Source organism: Hoylesella buccalis ATCC 35310 (genome assembly GCF_025151385.1).
Classification (GTDB): Bacteria; Bacteroidota; Bacteroidia; order Bacteroidales; family Bacteroidaceae; genus Prevotella; species Prevotella buccalis.
The window spans coordinates 3,050,296-3,074,917 of record NZ_CP102287.1 but is presented as its reverse complement, the minus strand read 5'-3'; the positions used below and the strand labels follow the sequence as shown (position 1 = coordinate 3,074,917).

Below are 24,622 nucleotides of genomic sequence, written 5' to 3'. Positions count from 1 at the left end.
TGGAATATAGTATGGTGCGCACGCTCAAAAATATAGAGTGTTCAGCGAGCTGCAAGCGGTTCAAAGAGCCTTCATGGGTTAGTCTTGGGCATTGAAAGTTGAAGGGGCAACTGGTTTTCCCCATTCTCTGATCTCGTCCATGAACTCGTAAGCGGTGACATCCATCTTAGTGGGCGTAATGGCAACATAACCATGATTGAGTGCCCACTGGTCGGAGTCCTCGGCATCGGGCTCGTCGTTCAGATACTCGCCCACCACCCAATAATAGTCGTATTGACGCGGATGATGTTGTTTTACAATCTCGTTGACCCACCGGCCCATCGTCATCCGGCACGCTTTGATACCCTCAAACACTTGTCGGGCAGGAAAGTTGACGTTCAAGCAGATGCCCTTAGACAGTCCGTCCGCCAGCACCTTTTTCACCACCATCCGCACGTATGGACGCAACGGTTCAAGGTTGGCATCCTCCTCGTAATAACAACTGGAGAATGCCACCGAGGGAATGTACTTCATGCAGCCTTCCATGGCGATGCCCATGGTACCCGAATAGTGGTTGTTTACAGACGAATTGTCGCCGTGGTTGATGCCGCCCAGGATGAGAGCCGGCCTCCTGTCGGGGCACAACTGGTCGAGAGCCAGCTTCACACAGTCGACCGGCGTACCACTGCACGACCATACTTGAGCCGTTCCGATGTCCTTCCTGCGCTTTAATCGCAGATATTCAACAGCCGAAAAAGCACACGAAAAGCCCGAACGAGCCGCCTCGGGTGCGCAGACCAGTACATCTGCCAAATCGGAAACCATGTCTACCAAGGCATGAATGCCGGGTGAATGATAGCCGTCATCGTTTGAAATCAAAATCAAGGGTCGCTCTGTCTGCATCTCTTTTAACGCTTTTAATCAAGCCGAAAAGCTCAAGGAAAACTTTCTGAAGTGAGAAAGTAAATTTGCTTGATTCGGCTGGTGATATTCCTATTAATTCTCATGCAAAAGTACGAAAAAAAGTTTAAATGGGTACTTTGTCATACAAAATATGTAACTTTGCAACAATTTAATGTCTTTAGAAGGATACTGAAAATGGGAAAAATCATAGCTTTAGCGAATCAAAAAGGTGGTGTAGGCAAAACCACCACCACCATCAATCTGGGCGCATCTTTGGCTACGCTCGAGAAATCGGTACTCATCGTCGATGCCGATCCACAGGCCAACGCCTCCAGTGGTTTGGGCGTAGACATCAAGGAGGTGGACTGTTCGCTATACGAATGCATCATCAACAAGGCTGACGTGCGTGATGCCATCTACACCACAGACATTACCGGACTGGACATCATACCGAGCCACATCGACCTGGTGGGCGCCGAGATTGAGATGTTGAACCTGGACAACCGAGAAAAAGTAATCAAGAACATCTTGGATCCCATCCGCGATGACTACGATTACATACTCATTGACTGCAGTCCGTCGCTGGGTTTGATTACGGTAAACGCGCTCACGGCATCCGACTCGGTCATCATTCCCGTGCAATGTGAATATTTCGCCCTGGAAGGTATCAGCAAACTGCTCAACACCATCAAGATTATCAAGAGCAAACTGAACCCGAAATTGGAAATCGAAGGTTTTCTCTTGACGATGTACGACAGTCGTTTGCGACTGGCTAACCAGATTTACGACGAGGTGAAGCGGCACTTCCAGGAGCTGGTCTTCAAGACGGTGATTCAGCGAAACGTGAAGCTCAGCGAAAGTCCGAGTCACGGATTGCCGGTCATCCTGTACGATGCCGACTCGTCGGGGGCCAAGAACCACCTGAACTTGGCCAGGGAAATCATCGGCAAGAACGCTTGAGTAGTAGACACTAAGACAGCGGAATATCAGGATTCTACAGATCTCTTCATCGAGCGTTAACACACATTCTCTGTTGTTCCATTCATAACCAAAACCACCATTTTCCATCTTCCCTATAAGTAAAACAGACACATGGCAGTACGAAAAAAATATAGTCATTCCACAAAAGCTCCGGCGTTAGGACGCGGGCTCGACGCTCTCATTTCGACAGATAATATACAAACGCAAGGCAGTTCGACCATCAACGAGGTGCCCATCGAACAAATTGAAGCCAATCCCAACCAGCCTCGTCGCGAATTTGACCAAGAGGCGTTGGAAGAACTGGCATCAAGTATTCGAGAAATTGGCATCATTCAACCCATCACCCTCCGCCAAGTGGCCGCCGACAAATATCAAATCGTAGCTGGTGAGCGTCGTTGGCGCGCCTCACAAATCGTTGGTCTAGAGGCTATACCCGCGTATATTCGGACGATAGACGATGAAACGGTCATGGAGATGGCATTGGTGGAGAACATTCAGCGCGAAGACCTCAATGCCATCGAAATAGCATTGGCTTACGAAAAGCTGATGGAAAAGAGCGGCATGACGCAAGAGAAAGTGTCAAAGCACGTGGGAAAGAGCCGCACGGCCATCACCAATTACCTGCGCTTACTGAAGCTGCCGGCTCAAGTACAGATGGCTTTGCAGAAGAAAGAGATTGACATGGGGCACGCTCGTGCTTTGTTGGCCGTAGAAAGTCCATCGATGCAAATCAAGCTGTTCAAGGAAGTGCAGAAGAATGGCTACCCGGTTAGAAAGGTGGAAGAACTGGCTCAACAGCTCAAAAACGGCGGGGAACTGCGAAAATCAGAGAAGCATAGCTCGGCCAAGAGCGGCTTGCCTGAGGAGTTTGACGTGCTGAGACTGCGCTTATCAACATTTCTGAAGACAAAAGTTCAAATGACATGTAGCGCCAAGGGAAAAGGCAAAATCAGCATTCCTTTCGCCAACGAACAGGAATTGGAACGGCTGATGAACATCTTTGACAAACTGAAAGACTAAGTTACTTTCGTGAAAACCATGCGTGACAACCTATCATCGTCCCTTCGTATCGGCTTGACGTGCGCCATTCTGCTGTGTGCAGCATGGTGTCAGGCCCAGATTCAAGTGGGCGACAGCATCAAGGACACCGACCCACGCGTCATTATCGGAGAAAACAACGCCAAGGCCATTCCCGCAGAAAAGGCCGTCAACCCATCAGACACCCTTGTCTTCGCACAAACAGAAAAGGCCGCGAAGAAAATCAAACGCGACTGGAACACCTGGCGACCCGATGCCAAACGAGCCATGTGGCTGGCTGTTGTGCTGCCAGGAGCTGGTCAAATCTACAACCGGAAATACTGGAAGCTGCCCATTGTCTATGGTGGTTTTGTGGGCTGCTACTATGCCATGCGCTGGAATAACCAGATGTATCACGACTATTCGCAAGCTTACATCGACCTGATGGACAACGATCCGCAATCGCAGAGCTACACCCAGTTTCTGCATTTAGGCAACCAAATCGACGCATCGAACATTGATAGATATAAAGAATTGTTCAGAAAACGCAAGGATCGCTACCGTCGTTGGCGCGACTTGAGCTTCTTCACGCTCATCGGGGTCTACGCTTTGTCGGTGATCGATGCCTACGTTGACGCCTCTTTGTCAGAGTTTGACATCTCTGACGACTTGAGTTTGCGCCTAGAACCCACGGTTGTCAACACCAATATGAACAGAAATCCCTTGAAATCTGGCGGGCTGGGCATACATTGTAGCCTCAGATTCTGAAACAAAAGATAGCCAAACAAATAAACAGACAAGAAACCAATCATGAAGAAGATTTATTTATTCATAGTCACCCTGCTTGTTGTATTCTCATCATCACTGCAAGCGCAGGTCGTTGATGACGACACAGAAATCACCGTGACGAATGAAAAAGGTGAAAACGAAACATTTGACTTACCCGAAGCTATGACGTCTGAGATTGACAGTCTGCTTCACCTTTACAACACCAAGACATACCTGAAACGCGATGCTGATTGCAACTTTCCAAACGTAAATAAGACTTACGAGCCAGATGTTTATAAGGATCGCCTGCGCCGTTTGCCCACAATTATGGAGATGCCATACAACAACGTGGTACAAAAGTTCATCGACCGGTACAGCAACGAGCTGCGCAACGCAGTAGGTATCATGCTGGGTGCCTCCAATTTTTACATGCCCATCTTCGAACAGGCCTTAGAAACGTACAGCCTGCCACTCGAGCTAAAATACCTTCCGGTGATTGAATCAGGACTCAATCCCAAGGCCGTGTCGCGTGTAGGTGCCACGGGACTGTGGCAATTCATGTTGACTACCGCCAAGAATTACGGTCTGGAAATCAACTCTTTGCTTGACGAGCGATGCGATCCCATCAAGTCTTCGTACGCCGCAGCCAATTACTTGAGCGACCTATACCGCATCTTTGGCGACTGGAACCTGGTTATCGCAGCCTACAACTGTGGTCCAGACAAACTCACACAGGCCATCCATCGTGCCGGTGGCAGCAAGGATTACTGGAAAATATACCCCTACTTGCCACGCGAAACACGGGGATATGTACCGGCATTCATCGCAGCCAATTACATCATGAACTACTACTGCGAGCACAACATCTGCCCAATGACAACAGACTTGCCAGCCAAGACAGATACCATCCTCGTCAGCCGCGACGTTCATTTCAAGCAAATCGCACAAGTGTTGAACGTGGATGAGGAGCTTGTTCGGTCGCTCAATCCGCAATATCGCAAGGACATCGTCATCGGATACACCAAGCCATCCACTCTTCGTCTGCCCGTGGATAAGATTAATTCGTTCATCGATCAAGAGGATTCGGTATATGCTTACAATGCCGACGTGCTGCTGACCAAGCGATCAGAGGTGGAAGTAGCGCAAGAGGTACCCAGCTATTCGAGCGGCAGGACATCGGCATACAGCTCACGCAAGAGCTACAGCAGGAGCAAAAGCAAACGCAGCAGGCGTAAATCGTCACGCAGTAGCCGAAGAAGACGTTCGTCAAGCAAGTCAGTTACCGTTAGAGGAGGAGATACATTATCCGAAATCGCTGCTCGCAACCATACGACCGTTAAGAAGCTCAAGAGGCTCAATGGCCTGAAAAGTAATAACATCAGGAAAGGAAAGAAAATAAGGGTGAGGTAACGCTCAACCATCATGGGGAGAATTGAGTATGGACAATCAAGAGATTCAAGATAAAGAAAGTAAAGACGAACAGGAAGAAAAAACCATCCAAGATGCGTTCCAACATCTGCTGGACACCTATTTGGCTTCCCGTCACAGAAAGAAGGTAGACATCATCACCAAGGCCTTCAACTTCGCACGTCAAGCACACAAAGGCGTAAGACGTCTCTCGGGCGAGCCGTACATCATGCACCCCATCGCCGTAGCGCAGATTGCTTGTGAGGAGATGGGACTGGGGTCAACCAGCATCTGCTCGGCACTTCTGCACGATGTGGTGGAAGATACCGACTATACCGTTGAGGACATTGAGAATATATTCGGCCCCAAGATTGCACAAATAGTCGATGGACTCACCAAAATTAGTGGAGGCATCTTCGGCGACAGGGCATCGGCTCAGGCGGAAAACTTCAAGAAACTGTTGCTCACCATGAGCGATGACATCCGCGTTATCCTTATTAAAATATGTGACCGCCTGCACAACATGCGCACTTTGCAGTCGCAACCAGCCAACAAACAGTACAAGATAGCCGGCGAAACCTTATATATATATGCGCCATTGGCGAATCGATTGGGCCTGAATAAGATTAAGACCGAACTGGAAAACCTCAGCTTCCGGTTCGAGCATCCCGAAGAATACGCCAACATTACCAACAAGCTTTCCTTCACAAAGGAGCAACGTGACCGCCTCTTCGAGCTGTTCACGGCGCCCATCAAGGAGACCCTTGATGCCATGGGCATTGACTATGAGCTGAAAGCAAGAGTCAAAAGTCCATACTCTATATGGAACAAGATGCAAACGAAGCATGTCACCTTCGACGAAATTTACGACATCTTGGCCGTACGAATCATCTTCACACCAAAGGTAAGGGCCGACGAAATTGACGAATGCTTTAAAATATATGTGGCCATCAGCCGCATCTACAAGTCGCATCCCGACCGACTGCGCGACTGGTTGAGCCATCCAAAGGCCAACGGATATCAAGCCCTACACGTCACTTTGATGAGCAAACAAGGCCGTTGGATTGAAGTTCAGATACGCAGTGACCGCATGAACGAGGTGGCCGAACAAGGCTTTGCTGCTCACTGGAAATACAAAGACAAAGGTGAATATACCGAGGATGAGAACGAACTGAATGAATGGTTGCGCACCATCAAGGAGATTTTGGACGACCCACAGCCCGATGCCATGGACTTTCTCGATGCCATCAAGCTGAACCTCTTCGCCTCCGAGATATTCGTGTTCACCCCCAAGGGCGAAATCAAGACCATGCCTGCCGGCTGCACTGCGCTCGACTTTGCTTTCCAGATACACACCCTACTGGGCAGTCATTGTATCGGAGCCAAGGTCAATCATAAGTTGGTTCCGCTGAGTCATAAGCTACAAAGTGGTGATCAGGTAGAGATATTAACCAGCAAGTCGCAACATGTGCAGCCCTCTTGGCTCAACTTTGCCACCACAGCCAAGGCTAAAGCAAAGATACAGGCCATCCTCAGGCGCAACAACAGAGAGATACAAAAGCAAGGCGAAGCATTTCTCAACGCCTGGTTGGAGCGCAATGACATGGAAATGACCACATCCGTCCTCGACAAGTTATGCGAATTTCATAACTTAAAGAAACATGAGAGCCTGTTTTTGTGTATCGGTAATAAGTCGGTTATCTTGACAGAAAAAGACTTGGACGAGCTGAACAAGAAAAAGAAAAGCTCCTCACCCAGCAATTGGCTCAAGTATGTACCCTTCATCGGACATGACAAGAAAGACGAACAGGATAAGAAGGCCGAGCCATTCACCGTCGATAATACACTCAATCGGAAGAAGGCTATCGTCATCAACGACGGCAACATTGACACCTACCTCTTCCCCTCCTGCTGTCATCCCATCCCCGGCGACGACATCCTGGGCTACATTGACAACCAAAACCACGTAGAAATACACAAGCGCAACTGCCCTGTGGCCAGCAAACTGAAGTCTAGTTTCGGCAATCGATTGCTGGATGCTAAGTGGGATATGCGCAACATCCGCCTTTTCAACGCCACCATCGAGATCAGAGGCATCGACCGTCAAGGCATGTTGCACGATGTCGTGGATGTCATTTCAGATGAGATGAACGTCAACATGCACAATCTTTCACTGACCAGCAAGGAAGATATTTTTATGGGTAAAATCGAGGTTCTCGTTCATAATCGACAAGAAGTAAAGAACATCATCAACAGCTTGAAAAAGGTAAAAGGCTTGCAAGAGATTCAACAAATTATGTAAGTTTAATCCTAGTTTACAAGTTCACGAGTTTACGAGTTGACAAGTGTAGTGTTTATTAATCTTTGGATTTGCGAGTTGATAGGCCATTTGGGGGGTTGAGGTGAGGCGTTAACGAACGAGAAACCGAACCATACGGTTTCCTTTGTCAACTTAAAAACTCGAAAACTTACCAACTCAAAGACTCATCAACTCAAAAACTAATAAACTCACCCCTCACACAATCATATCCAGCTGTTTGCGCAATTCTTGTAACTGATCGCGCACAGACAGCAATGTTTCCAGCACTTCCGAACTCTTTTCGGCACCTTTTCTATTGGCACCCAGCATCTTTCTGGCGGCCGACAGCTTAAAACCGCGCACTCTAACCAAGTTATAAATCACGCGAATCTCCTCGATGTCGCCATCTGTATACTGCCGCACCTTGGTCGAACTCACAGTCTTTGGCTTCAACTGGGGGAACTCGGTTTCCCAGTATCTCAATGTACTTTCATTGATACCAAACTGCTTGGCCACCTCCTTAATGGAGTAGTAAAGCTTCACATTCTTATTGGGATTCAGTGCCATTGTCGTTAATTTTTAAGTCAAAAGCTGGATTTCTATTGCAAATATACTTATTTTTTTTGAAAAGATGCATATCCCCAAGCCATTCTTTTAAAACAAGTTTTCGAAGAACACCTCGCCATGCCATGTATTCAACCACGTCTTTCAAATCAACAAGAAATACTTTCCAATGATTGGAGGGTAAAGGTTGCTCACGGCACAGGGTTATAATGAAGAAGAAAGGCCTGCCTATACGAGGTTCTCAAACTTCCCTAACCGACTGAATTTAAGCGATATCTTTGGCGCTTTATCCTTTTTTTTATAATTTTGCCGCTAATTAATTCAGGTGCTACACCAGCACTTTACGAAGAATAAAAACAACCATAAACAAGATAAGAACAGATGATGACAGCAAACGAGATACGTGAATCGTTCAAGAAATTCTTTGAGTCGAAAGGACACACCATCGTGGCTTCGGCACCCATGGTTATCAAAGACGACCCCACCCTGATGTTTACCAATGCAGGCATGAACCAATGGAAGGATATCATTCTTGGCAACAAACAACCTGAGCCACGCCGCAGAGCTGACTCGCAGAAATGCCTCCGCGTGAGTGGAAAGCACAACGACCTTGAGGAGGTGGGACGAGACACTTACCACCACACCATGTTCGAGATGCTCGGCAACTGGAGCTTTGGCGACTACTTTAAGGAAGGCGCCATTGACTATGCGTGGGAATATTTGGTGGACGTGCTGCACTTGGATCCAAAAGATTTGTATGTGACGGTGTTTGAAGGCTCACCCGAAGAAAGCATTCCACACGACAGCGAGGCAGAGAAGTATTGGCGCAAGCACCTGCCTGCTGACCATATCATCAATGGCAACAAGCACGACAACTTTTGGGAAATGGGTGATACAGGACCTTGCGGTCCTTGTTCGGAGATACACGTAGACTCGCGTTCGGACGAAGAGAAAGCACAATTACCCGGACGGGAATTGGTGAACAAGGATCATCCTCAGGTCATCGAGATTTGGAACATCGTATTCATGCAGTTCAATCGCAAAGCCGATGGTTCTTTGGAGCCACTCTCCATGAACGTTATCGATACCGGAATGGGATTCGAGAGATTGGTCAGAATGCTGCAAGGAAAGAATTCTAACTACGACACCGACATCTTTCAGCCATTCATCCATGAGATGGAACGCCTGTCGGGCAAGAAATATGGCGAACAGGAAGATGTAGACGTGGCGATGCGTGTAGTGGCTGACCACCTTAGAGCCGTAGCCTTCTCCATCGCTGACGGGCAACTACCCAGCAATGCCAAAGCGGGTTACGTCATTCGCCGCATCCTCCGCCGCGCCGTTCGCTATGCTTACACGTTCTTGGGGCAGCGAGAAGCCTTTGTATATAAGCTGCTCCCCGTACTCGTAGACGAAATGGGAGGAGCATATCCTGAACTCGTTGCCCAACGTGAGTTGATTGGCAAGGTGATGAAAGAAGAGGAAGACTCGTTCTTGCGGACACTCGAAAAGGGTATCAACCTGTTGAACAATGCCATGGATGAGCTGAAGAAAGCAGGCAAGACGCAAATCGATGGCGAAAAAGCCTTCCGTCTTTTCGATACCTATGGTTTTCCACTTGATCTCACAGAACTAATATGCAGAGAGCACGGATTCAGCGTTGACGAGCAACAGTTCAATGCGGAAATGCAGAAACAGAAAGACCGTGCCCGCAATGCAGCGCAAGTAGAAAACAGCGACTGGGTAGAAATAAGACAAGGCGAACAGCAGTTTGTGGGCTACGACTATACCGAATACGAATGCCACATCTTGAAGTATCGCAAGGTAACCCAGAAAAAAAACAGTTTTTACGAGGTCATCTTGGACTTCACACCCTTCTATGGAGAGATGGGAGGACAGGTAGGTGACCAAGGAGTATTGGTGAGTGAACACGAGACGGTGGACGTGATAGATACGAAACGTGAGAACAACCAAAGCATTCACATCATCAAGCAACTACCAAAATATCCCGAGGCTGACTTCATGGCTTGCGTGGATACTGACAAACGTGACGCCTGTGCGGCAAACCATACAGCCACTCACCTGCTGGATTATGCACTCAAGCAGGTACTTGGCGACCATGTGGAGCAAAAGGGATCGTATGTATCGCCCGACACGTTGCGCTTTGATTTCTCGCATTTCCAAAAGGTGACCGACGAGGAAATCAGACAGGTAGAACGGCTGGTGAACAACCTCATTCGTCAAGACATCCCCTTGGACGAACATCGTGATACGCCGATAGAAGAGGCGAAGGAAATGGGAGCCATTGCATTGTTTGGTGAAAAATATGGCGACAAGGTGCGAGTAGTGCGCTTCGGACCGTCATGCGAGTTCTGTGGAGGCATTCACGCCAAGAGTACGGGACGCATCGGACTGTTCAAAATCCTGTCCGAAAGTTCGGTAGCTGCTGGTGTTCGTCGCTTCGAAGCCATCACCGGTCGCAAGTGCGAAGAAGCAATGTATGCCATAGAAGACACGGTAAAGGCTATCCGCAGCTTGTTCAATAATGCCAAGGACTTGAAAGGAGTCATTGAAAAGTACATGGACGAACACGACACCATGCGCAAGGAGATAGAACAGTTCCAAGCACAAGCGGTACAAAGAACCAAAGACGAACTCATCCGACGCGCTGAGAACATCAATGGCGTTACCGTCATCAAGGCGGTATTGCCTATCGATGGCAATGCTGCCAAGGACTTGGTGTTCAAGATTCGTGAAGCCATTCCGTCGCATTTGCTTTGCGTCATCGGTTCTACAGCACAGCAGAAGCCACTTCTGAGTGTTATGCTGAGCGAAGACATGGTGAAAGATCATGGCTTGAACGCAGGTCAAATGGTTCGTGAAGCTGCCAAACTCATTCAGGGAGGCGGTGGCGGACAACCTCATTTCGCATCGGCTGGCGGCAAGAATGTGGATGGTATCAGGGCTGCAGTCGATAAAGTTATCGAATTGGCCAAATTGTAATTGTTCGTCAACGGTGGCTCTCTGCCAACCGTACAAGCATGACTATAAAATAAAAACATGTTTCCTTGTGTGTTAACAAACGCCATGGAAGCATGTTTAATTGAAGCGAAATCCCACTCGTAAGGAGTGGGGTTTCGCTTTATTCTTGACCAAACAATTTCCGTGTAATTATGGGTACCATGAGGCTGGTCAATGGCAGTATCTCCATGGTCATTTGCACTTGCGAGACAAAGTCATTGACTTTAAGTGCCAATCTGTATGCTATTGACCTCCAAACTCAATGACTTTGGGGGCCAATCTCTATGCTATTGAAAGCAAACCCTAAAGAACTCGTTTACAATTGGTTACGAGAACACGACAACAAGTCATTTATCAACAGCTCCTCCCTGATGCCCAACCCGTCCGAACACCGTCATTGTATGATATCAACAAATAATTCACAGCCACCGTTTTGCTGTTTATACAGAATTCATTATTTTTGCATAGCTGTAAAAGCAGGCTCACCTGCCACCCCGCAGTTCGCTGCATATAGACAACCCCACATATCGGTTTCATCATGAGAAACATCGGCTCATTACTTTTTTTGCTCGTCATGCACCTTCCTGTGCTGGCGCAACAACTCCCCATGCGACTGTGGTACGACAAGCCTGCGCAGTATTTTGAAGAATCGATGCCCATCGGCAACGGGCGGATGGGGGCACTGGTCTATGGCGGTACGCGCGACAATCTGATTTACCTCAACGACATCACCCTTTGGACGGGGCAACCAGTAGACCCGAATCTCGACCAAAACGCACATCAATGGATACCGGCCATCCGCGAGGCCTTGTTCAAAGAAGACTATCGAAAGGCCGACTCGCTGCAGCTTCGCGTGCAAGGTCCCAACTCGCAGTATTACCAACCACTGGCTACGCTGCACCTGCTGGACCCTCGGGGCGGGCAAGCAACCAACTACACACGCACGCTCAACATCGACAAGGCCTTGTTAACAGACAGCTATAGTCTGAACGGCGTGAAAATCAAGCGAGAATATTTCGCATCACATCCCGACAGCCTCATCTGCATACACATCACAGCCAACAAGTCCAGAAGCATCAACCTGGAGGTCAACCTGTCAGCGCAGATACCGCACACCGTCAAGGCCGCGGGTAACCTCATCACGATGAAGGGACATGCCATGGGCGACCCAGAGAACAGCATTCATTTCTGTTCTGTGCTGCGGGCAGTAACCAAGCAAGGAAAGATTCAAGCCACCGACTCTACCCTGCTAATCACAGACGCAACCGAAGCAACCCTGTATTTTGTCAACGAAACCAGCTTTAACGGTTTTGACAAGCACCCTGTACGGCAAGCGAGGCCCTGCGAGCAGCTGGCTCTGGCACATCAAAAGGCCTTGGAAAAGAAAGATTACCAAGCTATCAAGAAACAACATGTGGCCGACTATACCCACTTCTACGACCGGATGAAATTGTTTCTGGGCGGATCGGTGGCCGATTGCAGTCGCACAACCGAACAACAACTGAAAGACTATACCGACCAAGGCGGACACAACCCCTATCTGGAAACGCTGTACATGCAGTATGGACGCTACCTGTTGATAGCCTGTTCGCGCACTAAAGGCACACCCGCCAACCTGCAGGGATTGTGGTCGCACTATCTGCGGGCACCGTGGCGGTCGAACTACACGGTGAACATCAACCTCGAGGAGAACTACTGGCTGGCCGAGGTGGCCAACCTTAGCGAGATGGCAGAACCGCTGTTCACCTTCATGCAGGCGCTGGCCGTGAACGGCAGGCATACCGCCAAAAACTATTATGGCATCAAACGGGGATGGTGCTCGAGCCACAACTCGGACGTGTGGGCCATGACCAACCCCGTAGGCGAGAAGCGTGAGAGTCCCGAATGGAGCAACTGGAACATGGGAGGCGCATGGCTGACACAGAACTTGTGGGAACATTATCGGTTCAACCCCGACACCCAATTCCTCAACAACACGGCCCTGCCCCTGTTGGAAGGTGCTTCTGCCTTCATGTTAGATTGGCTTGTTGAGAACCCAAAGAACCCCAGTGAGCTGATTACCGCACCCAGCACATCACCCGAGAACGAATACAAGACGCCCGAGGGCTACCATGGCACCACCTGTTATGGCGGAACAGCCGACCTGGCCATCATCCGCGAGCTGTTCCTCAACACGGTGGAGGCCATCAACAAGAAGGGGGCGGACTACGCAAGACAGTCACAACTGTTGAAAGACATTGAGGCCTCGCTCAAACGACTGCATCCCTACACCGTAGGACATCAGGGCGATCTCAACGAATGGTACTACGATTGGGACGACTGGGACATCAAGCACCGCCACCAATCGCACCTCATCGGACTTTTCCCCGGCCATCACCTCTCCCTGAAAGAAACGCCCCAATTGGCCCTGGCTGCTGAAAAAACGCTACAACAGAAAGGCGACCACACCACAGGATGGAGCACGGGATGGCGCATCAACCTGTGGGCCAGACTGAGAAAGGCCAAGGAAGCATACCACATGTACCAGAAATTGCTGACCTACGTGTCGCCTGATCAATATCAAGGTGCCGACAAACGAAGCAGCGGCGGCACTTATCCCAACCTGATGGATGCACATCCACCTTTCCAAATAGATGGGAATTTCGGTGGTACTGCCGGCGTTTGCGAGATGTTGTTGCAAAGCACCGACAACGAACTGTATCTTCTTCCCGCCCTTCCGGATGCGTGGAAAGACGGTGAAGTGCGGGGCATCAAGGCGCGGGGAGGCTACGAGGTGAGCATGAAATGGAAGAACGGACAAGTGGAATGGGTTCAATTAAAACCATGCACCCAGCATCATGTTAAATATGTAACCGTGTACATGAATGGGAAACAGACAAGAGTTGGACTAAAACGAGGCAAGACCACCACGATAAAATGAAGACAAAAGCAGGCTGAACCTCTTGAATAAGATTGCAAGAGCGCATTGGCCTGAAGCACAATAGACGATTGATTCATGAGAAAAATAAGTATACTTGCGATGACAATGTTGTGTGCACTGATTGCCCATTCACAATCTTTCTACACGCACTGGATTGCCACCCAGCAGGTAGACAGCACTTCTGAGATTTGGTTCAGGCAACAAATACGGTTACAAGAGCTGCCCGTATTTGCCTCTGCGACAATAGCCACCACGGGCAAAGTGGACGTGTACATCAACGAGCGCAATGTATCCACCGCCAGTTGGATGCCATGCAGGATGGGTAACGACAATCTTCCGGTGAGTATCAACATGGAAGTGACCAGGTTTCTGCAACCAGGCATCAACACAATAGCCATCTGGTATTCGCCCACTTTTCCACACATCAACCAGCAACAGATAGCGTTCTCGCTCTGCGGAAGGATGAAGAACGGGGAGAAGAGGGCCTTCTGCTCGGATGATGGATGGCTAACGAGGCGGGCAAACGTATCACTTACCAGAGATGGTGGTGAGCGATATGATGCCAACGCCTACATGTTGAAATGGAACTCAGATGATGTTGACTGGGGATTGTGGCAGCCTGCACGCAACACCAACGTGCCTGCCATTGCTTCGAGCTATCATCTAACGGGCTACCCCGCAGTAAAAAGGAACATGACCTATACGCCTCGCTATTTCGACTTGGTAGGAAACGGCGTGTATTATCAATTCGACAAAGCGTTTAAAGGTCAACTGAGAATCACGTTGCGAGATGCCAAACGCGGACAAAAGATATACATTGACGGTTTGGAATACACTTGCACGGGTGAAATGGACGAGCAAGCCTGTCGGAAATTTACCGTGGCTGATCATCGAAGAGTGTTGATTAATGGCGACCAAAACTTCAAAAACGAACAGATTCAATCGGTAGAAGGCATAGAAATTGTTCCATATTTCCATAAAAGCCTGCAATATTAACATCTGTTTTCATTGATTGTTGTATTTTTCCCCTATCTTTGCAAGGTGAACATCAAAGCGCATTCTTCTTTTTTGGAAATACCAGATGGAATTCAGAACGTATAAGAATTAAAAAGTAATTGGAATATGCAGGACAAGACAATGAAAGAAGTGACGATTGAACATATCAAGTCTGTCACAGGAGAAAGCTGTTACATAGATGACGACTTGATACTGTTTGAACACTTTGAAGATCTACCCTTGCCGTTAGAACCACACAAAATGAGCTGTCTGCTGATTGGGATGTGTATCCAAGGGCGTGCTGAATATCTGGTAGACACCAAGAAGTGTACGATTCAGGCGAACGACATGATTGTCCTGAGCGAGGGCCAAGTGATCAGTGATTACATGCTGAGTCGCGACTGTAAAGGCATCGCCCTCCTGGCATCGGAAAACTTTCTGCAAGACACCGCTCGCGGAATCCATGAGATGTCATCGCTCTTTATCTTTACAAAGACGCATCCCGTGCTACACCTAACGAGCAAAGAAGCCAAAGCGTTTGATGAATTTTTCCAGATAACCAAACGAAAAGTTGACGACAAGTCACATCACTTCCGTCGCGAAAGCGCATGTGCCATGCTGGGAACCTTAGTATACGACATGGGTAACCACATCTGGCGCACCCAACAAATAGGAGGTGATGCCCGCCTGAGTCGTGGTGAAAAAATATTCACCGATTTCATTAAACTGGTCGAACAGAACTACCGGGAGATAAGAAAAGTAAGTTGGTATGCCGAGAAATTGTGCATTACGCCTAAATATTTGTCGGAAACGGTAAAGAAAGTCAGCAAGGAAACGCCTAATAGTTGGATAGACAGCTATGTGACGAAAGAACTTCGTTTGCTGTTGAAGAATTCTTCCAAAAACATAAAGGAAATAGCTGTAGAGATGAACTTTCCCAACCAGAGCTTCTTAGGAAAGTACTTTAAAGATCGAACAGGTCAGTCGCCATCTGATTACAGAAAGTCTTGACGACTCAATTGTTCGGCTACGGCGCACAATTCATCATACCATTGCTGCCCAAACCGGCGTATCAAAGGCTCTTTGAGAAATTGGTAAAGTGGCAAATTGAGCTCTTTACCTTTCTCTACTGCACATTGGCAAATTTTCCAACGGTGGTAATTCAGTCCAACAAGTCCATTTCCCAACGCCTTTTCCCGAATAGGGTATAACGCACAGGAGATGGGCTTACAAAAGCGGGTCTGCCCATTTCGGTAGGCTTTCTCAAGCGCACACAGACACGTGCCCTGCTGATAACAAGTGAAGACGCAATCCTTTCGGCCGACGATGCTGGTTACTAGGTCGCCCTCTCTATCAATATAAGCCACGCCTTGCTGGTCAATGACCGATTGAGCCGAAGCAGAAAGCTCGTTCCACACAGCATCCACGTTCTCTTCGATGCTGGCAATTTCCTCGATAGTGACAGGAGCTCCCGCATCGCCTTCAATGCAACAAGCACCATGACACACCTCTAAATCACAACAAAATTTTTGCGTGAAAACATCTGGAGACACCAAGACGTTGCCTACTTGTATAATGGGAGGATATGAATGATTCATACATTGAGGAGTTTTTACCATTTCACGGGTTCAATGCCCTGCTGTATTAAGTATTCATTACAGCGTGAGAAATGATGATTACCAAACCAACCACCTCGATTGGCAGATAGTGGAGAAGGATGAACACTCTCCAAGACACAATGTTTGCGTTTGTCAATAAGATAGGATTTTGAGCGCGCATAACCGCCCCATAACAAGAACACCAAGTGCTCTTTATGGTCGCTCAACACCTTAATAACAGCATCTGTAAACGTTTCCCACCCTCTTCGCTGGTGGCTTCCTGCTGCATGCGCTCTCACGGTGAGTGTGGCATTGAGAAGCATCACGCCCTGTTTAGCCCAGCGAGTCAAGTTTCCTGTTGTGGGAATGGGCATTCCCATATCGGCTTGTATCTCCTTAAAGATGTTTTGCAACGAGGGTGGAAACGGCACACCGTCATTAACTGAGAAACTCAAACCGTGTGCCTGACCCTGTTCATGATAAGGGTCTTGCCCGATAATCACTACTTTCACTTGATCGAACGGACAGAGATTAAAAGCGTTGAAAATGAGTTTTCCGGGAGGATAGCACGAAAATTGGCTGTACTCGGCATGCACAAACTCGGTCAGTTTGGCAAAGTAAGGCTTGTCAAATTCCTGCTGTAAATGAGCTTTCCAGCTCTGTTCTATCTGCACTTCCATGAATGATTATCGCACACAAATATCAAACGAAACAATAAAAAGATGGGGTTGATGGATACAAAAGTACAAATAATCTGTCAGAGTGCAAAATGAGCGTCATCCTAACAGAAGCTGAAAACGTGAAAATGGCTCATTTTAATCCCTTTCGCAGACTAAACTTAGGGAATTCTTATAAAAAGGAATCCTTTGACAAACATTAACTTTTAGCAAAATCTTTAGCGCAATTAATAATTGTATTTTTGCTAAAACTCAATGAAACAACCATTTAAAACCATTTTATCATGAAAAGATTTACTTCATTATTCACTTTGTCTTTCATCGTTGCAATAGGGATGCAAGCACAAGGTAACACTTACAATTATTTTGAAAATGCCGACGGACAGCACGGGTGCATCCTGATAGGAGATGTTGACAACGACGGTGATTTGGATGTACTCATCGGTGGGGAGCAAAGAAAAGACCCTCATCTGCAACGCGGTGGTCTGTACATCAACGACGGTAAAGGTAACTTTACGAAGAAAGACTGCCCTATCATGGTAGGCTACAAGGGCAACATGGATTTTGGTGACATCGACGGTGATGGCGACTTGGACATCATCTTTACTGGACACAAGAACTCCAAAGTACCAGAAGCTAGTGCCCGCGGACTGGCCTTGAACGACGGAAAAGGCAACTTTACGATTGCAGATCCTGCAAAATACCCCACAATAGCACAGCCTTGTTACAATGCTTTGTTTGCCGACCTGAACAATGATGGATTGCTGGATTACATGCTCACGCCACCGGATACGCAGGGACACTATGACTGGGAGGCAAAAAAAAGCATTAAATATAGTGGCAAGTGGACGCTGTTCTTCCAACAACCAGATGGCACTTTCAAGATGGATGAAAACCAATTTTCCAACTATTTCAGGGACGAGGTTTGCTCTTTTGGCGACTTTGACAATGATGGCGACGTAGATATCTTTTTCCAAGGGTACTATCCTCGTGTAGATAAATCCATCAAACCTTTTGGACTGGACAAGGCGAACTGGACAGGTTACATCTTCGTAAACGACGGAAAGGGACATTTTAGCCGTCAAGAGTACACAGAATTACCCCCATTGGGACATGGATCACACGATTGGGCAGACGTTGATGGCAACGGTTTTCTTGATCTTCTCGTCGTAGGCGACGGCCCATTCAATGGCAACAATAATTGGGATGCCGCCACATGGTATCATCGATTATTCACAAACCAAGACATGGTCTTCAAGGAATCATTTGTATCAGATCGTGCAAGACCATTCTCTACGACAGGCGCCAACCTCCTTCAAGACTTGGACAATGATGGAGATGTCGACATTCTTTGTGGCGGATTCGCAGACAAATTAGGCAAACAAAAAACCTTTGTGTACGCCAATGAGGATGCTGACGGAAACATTACACAAGAAGATTTCGTTGAAAACAAGACTTTGGGTGACAACTATCTCCCTGGCTTTTCGGAACATGACTATAAAGCTGCCGACCTCAACGGCGACTACATTCTTGATTATGTCTATATGGGATTTAAGGGAGGTAACAAGAACATGCCTCCAACGGATAAATTAGATGTGAACTTTGGCGGCTGGACTCCAGGCCTCAACGATCCAAATTTCGTAAAACCCTTCGTTAAATTGAACGCACCGAGCAACCTAACAGCCACACAAGTTGCAGATGGTGAACAAGTGAAAGTGACGTTTGCTTGGAGTGAACCAGACAACATTGGTACGAAGAAAAGTGTGACTTACAACCTTGCTTTACGCAACAAGACAACTGGTAAATGGCTGTACAACCCAATGGCCATCATCGGTGGAGAGAAAGACGGTTTCAGACAGGTGGTGAAGATGGGCAACACCTATCTCAACAAATCATGGACACTAACCCTACCCAAAGGCGAATACGAATGGACCGTACAAGCAATTGACCCTGCAAGATTTGGAGGTAGCTTCGCACCAATGCAAACTTTAAGTGTTGCCACCAATGTACAAGATGTTACAGTAGCCAAACCTGTCATCACTACAGGGAAGGGATACATAGGCATCACCAGTCAAACAGCAAACGCCATGCAAGCTAAAGTGTACAGCACAACTGGTATCGAAGTGGAAAATGCGCTATTTGAAAACAGCCTGCGCATCACCGTTCCTACTGGGTTGTACATCGTTGAGGTAAAGAACGGTGACCAAGTTCTGCACCAAAAGGTTACAGTAAAATAAGGAAGCCGTCTTTAACAAACCACACAATGGCAGTTTTCCTCTAATCAAAGTGAACGCTATCACTAAACAATCCAGTTGCAGGAAAAGAATTCTTGCAACTGGATTTTTGATAATAGTATAGGTAACAGCCCTTTATCTCCCCCAAAATTTGTTCTCCAGAATCACCAAGTCAATGAAACATCATCCAGCATTTAGACTCCTTGCACTCACCTTGTTCAGTTTATGTTGTTTAGCGTTACATGCACAAAAAACAACATTTAGCTCAGAAATGGCACAATTGAGCCAAATTAACCTGCTGCCATCCTATCGGTCTCATACGACCATTGAACAAGTTTCCAGTTATGATAGGACAGGCGGTAACGATGATGGATTCTCTGGAAAGTATTCATATATCAGAAAAGAAGGCGACAAGTTGGTGTTAGCCGACCTATCTGGGCCTGGAGTGATTAATCGGATATGGACTGCTACGCCGACCAACGATTCCATTTCATTCTATTTCGACGGCGAAAAGACGCCACGGATAGCCATGAAATTTTGTGAACTTTTCAATCAAACCAAAGACCCTTTCATGGCTCCACTGGCCGACCATATTCTTGGAGGATATTTCTCTTACATTCCCATTCCCTATCAGAAGTCCTGCAAAATACTGTTCCATGGGCGGAAAATACAGTTTATTCATATTCAATACCGCAAGATGCCCCAAGCTGATGTGGAGAGTTACAGGGACAACTTCTCAATCCAAGACAGAATGACACTTCACCATACCCAAAAAGTATGGACGACTACCCACCCCACTATCGACCTTTTTACCACGGGGCGATCATCCAATCCCAGCATACACACCGAGCATTTTATTTTGAATGCCGGCCAGGAAAAAGTTTTCTTTGATACAAAAACTGGTGGACGCATTGTTGGATTAGAGATAGATGGTGGCGAATTATTTGAAGGAATTCATAAAGACATCATTCTCTCTGCGCATTGGGACCATGAGAAATTCGCTGCCATCCATGCACCCATCGCTGATTTCATGGGCTATTCTTACGGTAAGAGAAGCATGCAATCCATCGTCCTCGGCACGGTTCAGTCTAAGAATTACTGTTACCTACCCATGCCTTTCGATGAATCGGCACAACTAAAACTTATCTATAAGAAGCGTGATGATGCCCAACAGCCTCCCCTCTCCATTTCTGTCAAGGTTTACTATAATGACGTAGTGCGTATCCCTGAAGAAGAAGGAAAGTTCTATGCAGTATGGAAAAGAATCATCAATCCACCTTCAGGATGCTACTATGATTTTCTAAAAACCAAAGGAAAAGGCCATTATGTAGGTACCATTTTGTCTGCACAAGGTCTCAGACCCGGCGTCACTCTATTCTTTGAAGGCGACGATATCACGGAAATAGATGGAAAAAGAACCATCAATGGGACTGGAACAGAAGATTATTTCAACGGCGGATGGTACAACCAAAAAGGAAGATGGGACAGAGCATACAGCACACCCATTCACGGTTCATTGGATTACAATGCCGCCTTGTACAGAACAGGAGGCTACCGACTGTTCCTCGCTGATAAGATGTCGTTCGAGAAAAGCATTCGACATGCCGTCGAACATGGACCGGTTGGTAACGAATTTCCCGTTGATTACACGTCGGTAGCTCTCTTCTACAACTCTGAACCATTAACAGAATTGATGGAACCAACTGCACTTTTACGAGAAGTATACCTTCCAGGCAATCCTTTTTTACAGCCCGATACAAGAGAGTTCAGCACAACCATGCGGCCACAACATGGGGATATCCTCGCCTTTGATTGTGATGACGACCACAACCTGGACGTATTGCTGGCCGGAGAGCAACGCGACGCTCCATTTTTATTTCAAGGAGGACTGTTCAAGAACGACGGCAAAGGCCATTTCACACAACATAGCTGCCCCATTACTCCTGGCAAGATGGCCACCATGAATGCTGCCGACATTGATGGAGATGGTGACATCGATGTGATTTTCAATGGAGGAACAAACACGGGATGCACGTTTTCGAATGGCATTGCGTTGAATAATGGACAGGGAATGTTTACGTTGGGACCTACCCATCAATATCCCATGCCCCCCGGAAAGATTACCGGCAACGGGTTTGCCGACTTCAACAACGACGGAAAGATGGACTATCTTTGTGCCGGCAGCTATCCCGATTCATATATCGCCATTTATGTTCAGCAAGCCAACGGACAGTTCATAGAAGATAAGACTGAATTTTCCAACTATCGATTCATCAACCCACAGGTTCAAATCATTGATTATAACAACGATGGAAAGATGGATGTTTTCATCATGGCCTATTCTCCCTCTACACCAGAAGGCATATCTTCCCAACCGTTCACAGGCGTTTTCATGAATGATGGAACAGGCAGATTCACCCTCAACCCTACATTCCACATCAAGCAAAAATGCTTTGGTTCAGCCGATTGGAACGACTTGGATGGCAATGGATGGCTCGACCTCATCATCCATGGTGAAGGAAAAGGCAGCAGCGAACCTAACGACTGGACGACTCGCATCTATCAAAATTACAATGAAAAGATGACTGAAATATTCAAGTACGAACGATGTCGACAATTTTCAATGGGAGGATCCACCATCTTGCAGGATATCGATAACGATGGAGATGTAGACTTTCTGTTTGGTGGATATTGTGACCGACTGCTACCCTCACGACGACAGAAAACATTTGTATTTATCAACAATAACCGGGATGGGACGCTAGAATATGAAGACTTTAACGAACAATATTTCTTGAGCAATCAATATCTCCCAGGCATGTCAGAACAAGACTTCGAGATAGCCGACGTGGATGGCGACATGAAACCCGACTTTATCTATCAAGGGTTTGCGGAAGGATACAAAGATAATCCTTACCATCCCAACCGAGTCATCGCCGGATGGTCACCCAGTCCCACTCATCAGTCGTTCAAAGCCCATGCATTTGTACCATTGGAAGCGCCTCAAAACCTGAACGCCACTACAACTTTACAAGGCCAAACCTACCAAGTAACCTTCAGTTGGGACACTCCAAACAACGTTACGCACGAGCAAGGAATCACCTACAATTTAGCTCTCAAAGATGTCAACACAGGCAAATGGCTGTATAACCCTATGGCCGTGATAGGCGGCGAACATGACGGATGGCGGAAAATCAACCAACTGGGCAACATGTTTCTAAACAAACAAATTACACTTTCACTGCCTCTTGGAACCTATGAGTGGACCGTACAGGCCATTGATGCGGCACGCTTTGGCGGCAAATTCGCGCCCATCAGAAGACTACAAGTTAGCACAGGCATCAAAAACCATACATACGAAGCTGCTCAAATTACTACATCAGGTCAAACGTTGCACATCCGTATGGCTAGTCCCAATCGCACAAAGGTCAGCATCTATCATGTCATGGGACAAAAAGTCGTTGAGCGTATGTTTTCCAAAAGCTTCCATCAACGGCTCATACCCGGACTGTATGTGTTGGAAATCACCTCGGATAAGCAAACCACTCGCTCAAAAATCATCATCAAACGTGATTAACTTCTTGTGAATGTCAAAACAGCAATGACCCTCGAACGCTGCATATCAGCTTTCGAGGGTCATCGCTGTATTGTTTTCTTCTCCCTAAAATTCTAGAAGATAGGGCAATTGCACAATCTGGTTTAATCCACTATCAGATTTTCACCCGTCATGACTTCCGGCTGCTCCAAGCCCATGATGTGCAATATAGACGGTGCCACGTCAGCCAATCTTCCGTCCTTCACGGTGGCGCTGTTGTTGTTTGTCACATAAATAAATGGTACAGGATTGAGCGAGTGTGCCGTATTGGGCGTACCATCCTCGTTAATTGCGTTATCCGCATTACCATGGTCGGCAATGATGATAGCCTCATAATCGTTGGCTTTGGCAGCCTCTATCACCTCTTTCACACAATGGTCGATGGCCCAAACCGCCTTGGCAATGGCGTTATAGACACCCGTATGTCCTACCATATCACCGTTGGCAAAGTTCACCACAATGAAATCGTACTGCTGTGTACCAATGGCATCCACCAGCTTGTCTTTCACTTCGTAGGCACTCATCTCGGGTTTTAAGTCGTAAGTAGCTACCTTGGGCGAGTTGACTAAGATGCGATCCTCCCCCTTGTAAGGCTCCTCACGTCCTCCATTGAAGAAGAATGTAACGTGTGCATACTTCTCTGTCTCCGCTGTATGCAACTGTTTTTTACCCAGACTGCTAAGATATTCGCCCAATGTCATCTCTACATTTTCCTTCGGGAACAGCACATGAACATTCTTAAAGTTAGCGTCATAGGGCGTCATCGTGTAATACTGCAAATCCTTGATGGTGTGCATTCCCTCATCGGGCATATCGGTTTGGGTCAAAACCTGTGTGAGTTCTTTGGCACGGTCGTTACGGAAGTTGAAGAAAATCACCACATCACCCTCTTCTATCTGTCCTTGAACAGTAGCGTTGGTGATGGGCTTGATAAATTCGTCGGTCACTTCTTCGGCATAACTCTCATGCATCGCCTGCACCATGTCCGTTGCTTTCTTACCCACACCACTTACCAACAAGTCGTAAGCCTCTTTCACTCGATTCCATCGCTTGTCGCGATCCATGGCATAAAAGCGCCCTATGATACTGGCAATGTGCGCATCGTTCGTTTCACAAACATGCTGCAAAGCCTCGATAAAGCCAACTCCACTCTTCGGGTCTGTGTCGCGTCCGTCCATGAAACAATGCACATACGTATTTTTGAGACCGTATTTCTTAGAGATGATCAACAACTGATACAGATGATCTAAAGAAGAGTGAACACCACCATCGCTGGTCAATCCCATTAAATGAAGCTTCTTCCCCGTTTTCTGTGCATACGTATAGGCAGAAACGATTTCAGGATTTTGCAGAATTGACCCATCTTTACAGGCTCTGTTAATCTTCACCAAATCCTGATACACCACGCGCCCTGCACCAATATTCAAGTGTCCTACCTCCGAGTTACCCATCTGTCCATCGGGCAATCCTACATTCTCACCCGAAGCCTGCAACTGCGAATGCGAACATGTAGCATTCAGATAATCCAAATAAGGTGTAGGCGTATTGTTAATCACATCACCTTTACCCGTGTTTCCTATTCCCCATCCATCGAGGATCATCAATAAAGCTTTCTTTGCCATAATTATTGTTACCTGTCTAATATATAATTTTCCTTTTGGCA

Annotated in this window: 16 protein-coding genes; 11 read left to right on the top strand and 5 right to left on the bottom strand. The window is 47.2% G+C overall.

Annotation, left to right across the window (positions count from 1 at the left end):
* Window positions 1–78: 78 nt before the first annotated feature.
* On the bottom strand, window positions 79–882 hold the full coding sequence (gene surE, locus NQ518_RS12645; protein WP_227961588.1) for a 5'/3'-nucleotidase SurE: 804 nt from the start codon (window positions 880–882) through the stop codon (window positions 79–81).
* Between the two features lie 195 nt (window positions 883–1,077).
* Between surE and NQ518_RS12640 the strand changes: the two genes are divergently transcribed.
* The 5 genes from NQ518_RS12640 to NQ518_RS12620 all read left to right on the top strand — a co-directional run bounded on the left by NQ518_RS12640 (window position 1,078) and on the right by NQ518_RS12620 (window position 7,357).
* Window positions 1,078–1,842, top strand: a complete 765-nt coding sequence (locus tag NQ518_RS12640) for a ParA family protein (RefSeq protein ID WP_040562687.1) — start codon at window positions 1,078–1,080, stop codon at window positions 1,840–1,842.
* 132 nt (window positions 1,843–1,974) lie between these two features.
* Window positions 1,975–2,883 carry a ParB/RepB/Spo0J family partition protein gene (locus NQ518_RS12635; RefSeq protein ID WP_227205969.1) on the top strand — a complete coding sequence of 303 codons (909 nt, stop codon included), beginning with the start codon at window positions 1,975–1,977 and terminating at the stop codon, window positions 2,881–2,883.
* A gap of 18 nt (window positions 2,884–2,901) precedes the next feature.
* Window positions 2,902–3,648 carry a DUF5683 domain-containing protein gene (locus tag NQ518_RS12630; RefSeq protein ID WP_227961590.1) on the top strand — a complete coding sequence of 249 codons (747 nt, stop codon included), beginning with the start codon at window positions 2,902–2,904 and terminating at the stop codon, window positions 3,646–3,648.
* A gap of 42 nt (window positions 3,649–3,690) precedes the next feature.
* Entirely contained in the window at window positions 3,691–5,058 is a 1,368-nt protein-coding gene (locus NQ518_RS12625) for a lytic transglycosylase domain-containing protein (protein WP_227961592.1), read from the top strand.
* Between the two features lie 28 nt (window positions 5,059–5,086).
* Window positions 5,087–7,357, top strand: coding sequence for a RelA/SpoT family protein (locus tag NQ518_RS12620; protein ID WP_227205963.1), 2,271 nt, complete (start codon window positions 5,087–5,089; stop codon window positions 7,355–7,357).
* Window positions 7,358–7,570: 213 nt separating this feature from the next.
* On the opposite strand, the gene NQ518_RS12615 is transcribed toward NQ518_RS12620, so the two are convergent.
* Window positions 7,571–7,921: a MerR family transcriptional regulator gene (locus NQ518_RS12615; protein ID WP_227205961.1), complete on the bottom strand. Its 351-nt coding sequence runs from the start codon at window positions 7,919–7,921 to the stop codon at window positions 7,571–7,573.
* Window positions 7,922–8,299: 378 nt separating this feature from the next.
* On the opposite strand from NQ518_RS12615, the gene alaS reads away from it, so the two are divergent.
* The 4 genes from alaS to NQ518_RS12595 all read left to right on the top strand — a co-directional run bounded on the left by alaS (window position 8,300) and on the right by NQ518_RS12595 (window position 15,866).
* Window positions 8,300–10,921 (top strand): alanine--tRNA ligase, encoded by a 2,622-nt coding sequence (gene alaS, locus NQ518_RS12610; RefSeq protein ID WP_227961595.1) that lies wholly within the window; start codon window positions 8,300–8,302, stop codon window positions 10,919–10,921.
* A gap of 556 nt (window positions 10,922–11,477) precedes the next feature.
* Window positions 11,478–13,859 (top strand): glycoside hydrolase family 95 protein, encoded by a 2,382-nt coding sequence (locus tag NQ518_RS12605; protein WP_227961597.1) that lies wholly within the window; start codon window positions 11,478–11,480, stop codon window positions 13,857–13,859.
* Window positions 13,860–13,934: 75 nt separating this feature from the next.
* On the top strand, window positions 13,935–14,855 hold the full coding sequence (locus NQ518_RS12600) for an alpha-L-rhamnosidase N-terminal domain-containing protein (protein ID WP_227961599.1): 921 nt from the start codon (window positions 13,935–13,937) through the stop codon (window positions 14,853–14,855).
* A gap of 126 nt (window positions 14,856–14,981) precedes the next feature.
* Window positions 14,982–15,866, top strand: a complete 885-nt coding sequence (locus tag NQ518_RS12595) for a helix-turn-helix domain-containing protein (RefSeq protein WP_227205954.1) — start codon at window positions 14,982–14,984, stop codon at window positions 15,864–15,866.
* On the opposite strand, the gene NQ518_RS12590 is transcribed toward NQ518_RS12595, so the two are convergent.
* A complete protein-coding gene (locus NQ518_RS12590) occupies window positions 15,851–16,453 on the bottom strand; it encodes a DUF3109 family protein (RefSeq protein WP_227205952.1) in 603 nt (200 codons plus the stop codon). The two genes, NQ518_RS12595 and NQ518_RS12590, sit on opposite strands and share 16 nt — an antisense overlap.
* A gap of 14 nt (window positions 16,454–16,467) precedes the next feature.
* Window positions 16,468–17,133, bottom strand: a complete 666-nt coding sequence (ung, locus tag NQ518_RS12585) for a uracil-DNA glycosylase (protein ID WP_227961601.1) — start codon at window positions 17,131–17,133, stop codon at window positions 16,468–16,470.
* Window positions 17,134–17,414: 281 nt separating this feature from the next.
* Here ung and NQ518_RS12580 point away from each other — a divergent pair, with 281 nt between their 5' ends.
* Entirely contained in the window at window positions 17,415–19,367 is a 1,953-nt protein-coding gene (locus tag NQ518_RS12580; protein WP_227961603.1) for a T9SS type A sorting domain-containing protein, read from the top strand.
* A 268-nt stretch (window positions 19,368–19,635) separates the two neighbouring features.
* Window positions 19,636–22,941 carry a DUF2961 domain-containing protein gene (locus NQ518_RS12575; protein ID WP_227961605.1) on the top strand — a complete coding sequence of 1,102 codons (3,306 nt, stop codon included), beginning with the start codon at window positions 19,636–19,638 and terminating at the stop codon, window positions 22,939–22,941.
* 122 nt (window positions 22,942–23,063) lie between these two features.
* Here the strand turns inward: NQ518_RS12575 and gpmI are convergent, their stop codons facing one another.
* A complete protein-coding gene (gene gpmI, locus NQ518_RS12570; protein ID WP_227961607.1) occupies window positions 23,064–24,581 on the bottom strand; it encodes a 2,3-bisphosphoglycerate-independent phosphoglycerate mutase in 1,518 nt (505 codons plus the stop codon).
* Window positions 24,582–24,622 lie beyond the last annotated feature (41 nt).

Coding starts and splice junctions, on each gene's coding strand:
- surE (WP_227961588.1), bottom strand. CDS start 882: ATGCAGACAGAGCGACCCTTGATTTTGATTTCAAACGATGACGGCTAT.
- NQ518_RS12640 (WP_040562687.1), top strand. CDS start 1,078: ATGGGAAAAATCATAGCTTTAGCGAATCAAAAAGGTGGTGTAGGCAAA.
- NQ518_RS12635 (WP_227205969.1), top strand. CDS start 1,975: ATGGCAGTACGAAAAAAATATAGTCATTCCACAAAAGCTCCGGCGTTA.
- NQ518_RS12630 (WP_227961590.1), top strand. CDS start 2,902: ATGCGTGACAACCTATCATCGTCCCTTCGTATCGGCTTGACGTGCGCC.
- NQ518_RS12625 (WP_227961592.1), top strand. CDS start 3,691: ATGAAGAAGATTTATTTATTCATAGTCACCCTGCTTGTTGTATTCTCA.
- NQ518_RS12620 (WP_227205963.1), top strand. CDS start 5,087: ATGGACAATCAAGAGATTCAAGATAAAGAAAGTAAAGACGAACAGGAA.
- NQ518_RS12615 (WP_227205961.1), bottom strand. CDS start 7,921: ATGGCACTGAATCCCAATAAGAATGTGAAGCTTTACTACTCCATTAAG.
- alaS (WP_227961595.1), top strand. CDS start 8,300: ATGATGACAGCAAACGAGATACGTGAATCGTTCAAGAAATTCTTTGAG.
- NQ518_RS12605 (WP_227961597.1), top strand. CDS start 11,478: ATGAGAAACATCGGCTCATTACTTTTTTTGCTCGTCATGCACCTTCCT.
- NQ518_RS12600 (WP_227961599.1), top strand. CDS start 13,935: ATGAGAAAAATAAGTATACTTGCGATGACAATGTTGTGTGCACTGATT.
- NQ518_RS12595 (WP_227205954.1), top strand. CDS start 14,982: ATGCAGGACAAGACAATGAAAGAAGTGACGATTGAACATATCAAGTCT.
- NQ518_RS12590 (WP_227205952.1), bottom strand. CDS start 16,453: ATGAATCATTCATATCCTCCCATTATACAAGTAGGCAACGTCTTGGTG.
- ung (WP_227961601.1), bottom strand. CDS start 17,133: ATGGAAGTGCAGATAGAACAGAGCTGGAAAGCTCATTTACAGCAGGAA.
- NQ518_RS12580 (WP_227961603.1), top strand. CDS start 17,415: ATGAAAAGATTTACTTCATTATTCACTTTGTCTTTCATCGTTGCAATA.
- NQ518_RS12575 (WP_227961605.1), top strand. CDS start 19,636: ATGGCACAATTGAGCCAAATTAACCTGCTGCCATCCTATCGGTCTCAT.
- gpmI (WP_227961607.1), bottom strand. CDS start 24,581: ATGGCAAAGAAAGCTTTATTGATGATCCTCGATGGATGGGGAATAGGA.